The following is a 6041-nucleotide window of genomic DNA, read 5'->3' on the forward strand; positions in this document are numbered from 1 at the left end:
AAACGCCGGCGCCGAGGGCACCAGCGTTCTCGATGTGGTGGCGAAGCTGGTGAAAGGCATTTGATGGCGCGCATCGGCGAGGTCCAGGCTCCGGCAGCGACGCGCGACGCGCTCGCCCGCGGCCGGTTGCGGGCTTCGCTTGTGCCTGACCTGCTGGTCGAGGCGCGCCGCATCGTCAACACCGTGATCGCCGGCTGGCACGGCCGCCGCAAACGCGGCATCGGCGAGAACTTCTGGCAGTTCCGCCCCTATGTCGAGGGCGACTCCTCGCGCATCGACTGGCGCCGTTCGGCCCGCGACGACCACACCTATGTGCGTGACCGCGAGTGGGAAGCCGCTCATACGGTATGGCTGTGGGCCGACCCCTCGCCGTCCATGCTCTATAAATCGACCGGCGCCGGCGTTTCCAAGCAGTCGCGCGCGCTGGTGTTGGCGCTTGCCATGGCCGAACTGTTGTCGCGCAGCGGCGAGCGCATCGCCTGGCCCGGGCTGACCGACCCGTTCACCGCCCGCAACGGCGCCGAACGCATCGCCGCCCAGCTGATGCATGCCGGCGACCTGCCGGCAAAGCCCGACCTTTCCGACATCAGGCGCTTCTGTGACATCGTCATCGTCAGCGATTTCCTCGATCCGGTCGAGGAAACCATGGCCTGGCTCGACGTGCTCGCCCGCCACGGCGTGCGCGCCCATCTGATCGAGGTCGCCGACCCGGCCGAGGAGACTTTCCCCTATGCCGGCCGCACCGAATTCACCGATCCCGAGACTGGCGACAAGCTGACCGCCGGACGCGCCGAAATGCTGGGCGACGAATACCGTCTTCTCTACACCGCCCGCCGCGCCGAACTGGCCGGCTGGTGCAAGCGGCTCGGCTGGAGCTTTACCGTCAACCACACCGACCGGCTGGCATCGGAAGCGCTGGTGCGCCTGCACATGGCGATGACCGCCGATGGCGGTTATGCCGGGCCGACTGCTGGCAGTCGTGCCGGCATGATCGCCGGTGGCGATCAGCCCGGAAAGGCCGTCGCATGAGCTGGCTGCCGCTCTCCTTCGGCGCCCCCATGGTGCTGTGTGGCCTGCTGGCGCTGCCGGTGATCTGGTGGCTGCTCAGGTTGACGCCGCCAAAGCCCCAGACAGAGGTATTTCCGCCGCTGAAAATCCTGGCGCGCGTTCTCAAACGCGAGGAGACGCCGCAGCAGAGCCCCTGGTGGCTGACGCTGCTCAGGCTGCTGATGGCCGCCCTCGTCGTCGCCGCGCTGGCCGAACCGGTGTTCAACCCGCGCGAAAAGCTGCCCACCGAGGGCGCCGCGCTCGCGCTGGTCATCGACAATGACTGGGCCAGCGCCGCCGACTGGAGCAAGCGTGTCGCCACCGCCGAGCGGCTGATCGCCGATGCCGGCTCGAACGGCGTGCCCGTCATCATCGCCTTCACCGCCGAGAAGGCCAATGCCGAGATCGGCCCGTTCGATGCCGCCGCGGCACTCGACCGGCTGCGCGCCGCCAGGCCGCGGCCGATCCCGACCGACCGGCCCGCCGTCTACGCCCGCGTCGCTGGCGCCCTGCAATCCATGCCCGGCGCCAGCGTCGCCGTGCTCGCCGACGGCCTTGCGGCCAAAGGCGACGAAGCCGCTTTCAACACGCTGTTGGCTAAAAATGCCGCCCGCGTCATCTGGGCAAGTGCCGACCGGCTTTCGCTGACCGGCCTGACCGGCGCCGACAACCAGGTCGACGGGTTCGCCCTGACCGCCATCCGCGCGCCGGGCGACCCCGCCCCGGCCCAGGTCACCGCCGGCGCCTTCGACGACAAGGGCCGCCGCATCGCCGATGCGACGCTGACCTTCGCTCCGGGCGAGGCCACCGCCACCGGAACCATGACGGTGCCGTTCGAACTGCGCAACGACTTCGCCTCGATCGCGCTCGACGGCGAGCGCCAGGCGGGCGCGGTGCGCGTGCTCGACGAAAGCTCCAAGCGCCGCCGCGTCGGCCTGTTGTCGCAGGCCGAGGCCGACCAGGCGCAGCCGCTTCTGTCGCCGCTATACTATATCAGGCGCGCCCTGCAGCCCTTCGCCGATCTGGTCGAGCCCTCCAGCGCCGATCTCGCCGACGCCATTCCGCAGATCCTCGACCAGAAGCCGGCGATGATCATCATGGCCGACATCGGCACCATCCCGGCACAGGTCCGGCAGAGGCTGGTCGACTGGGTCGACAATGGCGGCACGCTGGTGCGCTTCGCCGGCTCGCGGCTGGCGGCCGCCGGCAATGACGACGACCTCTTGCCGGTTCGCCTACGCACCGGGGAACGTTCCCTCGGCGGCGCGCTGTCCTGGACCACACCGCAGCCGGTCACGGAATTCCCCAAGGCGGGTCCCTTCGCCGATCTGGCGCCGCCCACCGAAGTGACGGTGAGCCGGCAGGTTCTGGCCGAACCGACGCCCGACATCGTCGAACGCACCTGGGCAGCGCTTGCCGACGGCACGCCGCTGGTCACCGGATTGAAGAAGGGCAAGGGCACGCTGGTGCTGTTCCACGTCACGCCCGAGGCGACATGGTCGAACCTGCCGATCTCCGGCAGTTTCGTGGAGATGCTGCGCCGCATCGTGCAGCTATCGCGCAACCAGGGAGCGGCGATCGCCAATGCGGAAGCCGCCGCCACTTCGCTCGCCCCCTACCGCATGATATCGGCCGACGGTTCGCTTGTGCCGCCGACGCCGGATGCGCGGCCGCTGGTGCCGGGCGCCGGCGCGCTGCCGGTGACGTTCGACAACCCGCCCGGCCTCTACGGCTCCGAGACCGGCGTCTTCGCCCACAACCTGCTTGACGCGGCAAGCACGTTCCAGCCGCTGGCCCGCCCGCAAATCACAGTGCCTGTCACCACCATCCAGTATGCCTTCGACGAGTCGCGCAACCTCAAGGGCGCGCTGGTCGCCGCCGCCCTAGTGCTGATGCTGCTCGACACGCTTGCGGTGCTGTGGATGGGCGGGCTGTTCTCGCGCCGGCCGCGCCGTGCCGGCGCGGTCGCAACCACCGCCGCAATCCTGATCTTGGCTGGCGCTATGTTCGGCCAAGCCGACCCCGCCCGCGCCGACGATGCCAAGCCCAGCGATGATGTGGCCATAGCAGCGATTTCGAAGACCCGCATCGCCTACGTGCTGACCGGCGTGCCGGGCGACGATTCGATCAGCCGCGCCGGGCTCGAGGGCCTGACCCGCTTCCTGATCGAGAAGACAGCGCTGGAACCCGGCGCGCCCGCCGGCGTCGACATTTCCAAGGACGAACTGTCCTTCTACCCGCTGATCTACTGGCCGATCGACCCGGCCGCGCCCATGCCGAGCCAGGCCGCGATCGCCCGCATCGACGCCTACATGCAGCAAGGCGGCACGGTGCTGTTCGACACGCGCGACCAGTTCGCCAACGGAATCGGCGCCGATTCGACCAGCCCGGCGACCGAGCGGCTGCGCGACATACTGGGCAATCTAAACGTGCCGCCGCTTGAGCCGGTGCCGGCGGACCACGTGCTGACCAAGTCCTTCTTCATCCTCCCCGAATTTCCCGGCCGCTTCAGCGGCAGCCCGCTCTGGGTCGAGGCGTCGCTCGATGCCAGCAACGCCGACAACCGTCCGGTACGCACCGGCGACGGCGTTTCGCCGATCATGATCACCGCCAACGACTTCGCTGGCGCCTGGGCGGTCGACGAGAATGGCGATCCCCTGCTGCCGACCGTGCCGAACGATCCGATGCAGCGCGTCTACGCGTTGCGCGCCGGCGTCAACATCATGATGTACATGCTGACCGGCAACTACAAATCCGACCAGGTGCATGTGCCGATACTGCTCGAACGGCTGGGGCAGTAGGATGAGGTTTCCCCCCGCGATGCTCGTGCGAACCGACCTTGCCTGCAGCAGGGAGGGTAAGGCATGAACTGGTCGATCTCCTTCGAACCGCTGATCTCCTGGCCGCTTCTGGCCCTGGTGCTGGTGCCGCTGGCGCTGCTGGCGCTCGTCGGCCTGTGGTTTCGCCAGCGCGGCGCGGTCCTGCGCTTCGTCGCCCTGGTCGCGCTCGCCGCCGCCCTCTTCAACCCGGTCTTCCTCAACGAGGAGCGCGAGCCGCTGAAGAGCGTCGTGGCGCTGATCGTCGACCGCAGCCAGAGCCAGGATATCGGCGACCGCACCAAACAGACCGACGAGGCGCTGGCCGGGCTGCAGCAGCGCCTTGGCCGCTTCAAGCAGTTCGACGTCCGCGTCGTCGAGGCCGGCAAGTCAGATGCCGCCGAGGAGCGCACGGAAACGCGGCTGTTCGGCGCACTGGAAGGCGCCTTCCGCGACGTCCCGCCCTCGCGCATCGGCGGCGCCGTCATGATCACCGATGGCGAAGTGCATGACGTGCCAGCCGGGGCGCCGGATTTCCACGCCCCACTGCATGCCCTGATCACCGGCCACGAGCACGAAAAGGACCGCCGCATCCGCTTCGAGAACGCGCCGCGCTTCGGTCTCGTCAGCAAACCGCTCGACATGACCTACCGTGTCATCTCGACGGAAAACGAGACCGCGCCGGTCGATGTGCGCGTTTCGGTCAATGGCGAGCAGGTCGCGGTCGAACATGCCATCGTCGGCCAGGCCATGCCGCTGCAGGTGACCATCCCCGGCGCCGGGCGCAACATCATCGAGCTCGCCATCGACCGCGAGCCGGGCGAACTGACCGACGCCAACAACCGCGCCATCGCGCTGGTCGACGGCATCCGCGAGAACCTGCGCGTGCTCTTGGTTTCGGGCGAGCCGCACGCCGGCGAACGCACCTGGCGCAATCTCCTGAAATCCGACGCCTCGGTCGACCTTGTCCATTTCACCATTCTGCGGCCGCCGGAAAAGCAGGACGGCACGCCGATCAACGAATTGTCGCTGATCGCCTTCCCGACCCGCGAGCTGTTCGTCGAGAAGATCAAGGATTTCGACCTGATCATCTTCGATCGCTACCAGCATCGCGACGTGCTGCCGATCCTCTATTACGACTACATCTCCGAATATGTCGAAAAGGGCGGCGCGCTGCTGATCGCCGCCGGCCCCGAATATGCCGGCGAGGCCTCGATCGCGCGCACGCCGCTGATGTCGGCCCTGCCCGCCATGCCGACCGGCGAGATCGTCGAGAAGGCCTTTTATCCGCGCCTGACCGATCTCGGCCAGCGCCATCCGGTGACACGCGGCCTCGACGGTTCGGCCACCGAGCCGCCGCACTGGAGCCGCTGGTTCCGCACCATCGGCGTACAGAACCCGCAGGGCGAAGTGGTGATGAAGGGCGCCGACAACCGGCCCCTGCTGCTGCTCGACCGCAAGGGCGAAGGCCGCGTCGGCATGCTTCTGTCCGACCAGGGCTGGCTGTGGGCGCGCGGCTTCGAAGGCGGCGGCCCGCATGTCCAGCTCTACCGGCGCATCGCGCACTGGCTGATGAAGGAACCGGAGCTCGAGGAAGAGCGGCTGACCGCCGAAGGGCGTGGCATGATGCTGGAGATCCGTCGCCAGACAATGGCCGACGAACCCGGCCCGGCCCAGATCATCACCCCGTCCGGCAAGACCTTGACCGTCAAGCTCGACAAATCCGAGCCCGGCGTGTTCCTCGGCAGCGTCCAGACCAGCGAGATCGGCCTCTACCAGGTCGCCAATGGCGACCTCACCGCGCTCGCCCATGTCGGACCGGTCAACGCGCCCGAATTCGCCGACGTCATCTCCACCGAGGACCGGCTCAAGGCGCCGGCGGAGGCTACCGGCGGCAGCGTGCGCCGGCTTGCCCCTTCCTCGGCGACGGGCAGTGAGGTGGTCCTGCCGTCCATCGTGCCGGTGCGTTCGGCCGGCGACGCCTCCGGCAGCGACTGGATCGGCCTGCGCACCACCGACGACAGCGTCTTGAAGGCCGTGTCGCGCGTGCCGCTGTTCGGCGGCTTCCTCGGCCTCGGCCTGCTGCTCCTGGCGATGGGCTCGATGTGGTACCGCGAGGGACGGTAGTTGCGCCTCTTCCTTCTCCCCGTTCAACGGGGAGAAGGTGCCCGAAGGGCG

The 6041-nt window shown here is 68.5% G+C and carries 3 protein-coding genes; all 3 read left to right on the plus strand.

The genetic code is table 11. The features are described 5' to 3' along the window. The first annotated feature begins 63 nt into the window (after window positions 1–63). The 3 genes from J0I79_RS02640 (at window position 64) to J0I79_RS02650 (ending at window position 5990) form a co-directional block, all read left to right on the plus strand. Entirely contained in the window at window positions 64–1029 is a 966-nt protein-coding gene (locus J0I79_RS02640) for a DUF58 domain-containing protein (RefSeq protein WP_292855176.1), read from the plus strand. After that, complete coding sequence (locus tag J0I79_RS02645) at window positions 1026–3848, plus strand: DUF4159 domain-containing protein (RefSeq protein WP_292855177.1); 2823 nt, start codon at window positions 1026–1028, stop codon at window positions 3846–3848. The genes J0I79_RS02640 and J0I79_RS02645 overlap by 4 nt, the downstream gene beginning before the upstream one ends. A gap of 63 nt (window positions 3849–3911) precedes the next feature. After that, window positions 3912–5990 (plus strand): hypothetical protein, encoded by a 2079-nt coding sequence (locus tag J0I79_RS02650; protein ID WP_292855178.1) that lies wholly within the window; start codon window positions 3912–3914, stop codon window positions 5988–5990. Window positions 5991–6041: the final 51 nt, after the last annotated feature.

The organism is Mesorhizobium sp., assembly GCF_017306585.1.
In the GTDB taxonomy this organism is placed as follows: Bacteria; Pseudomonadota; Alphaproteobacteria; order Rhizobiales; family Rhizobiaceae; genus Mesorhizobium.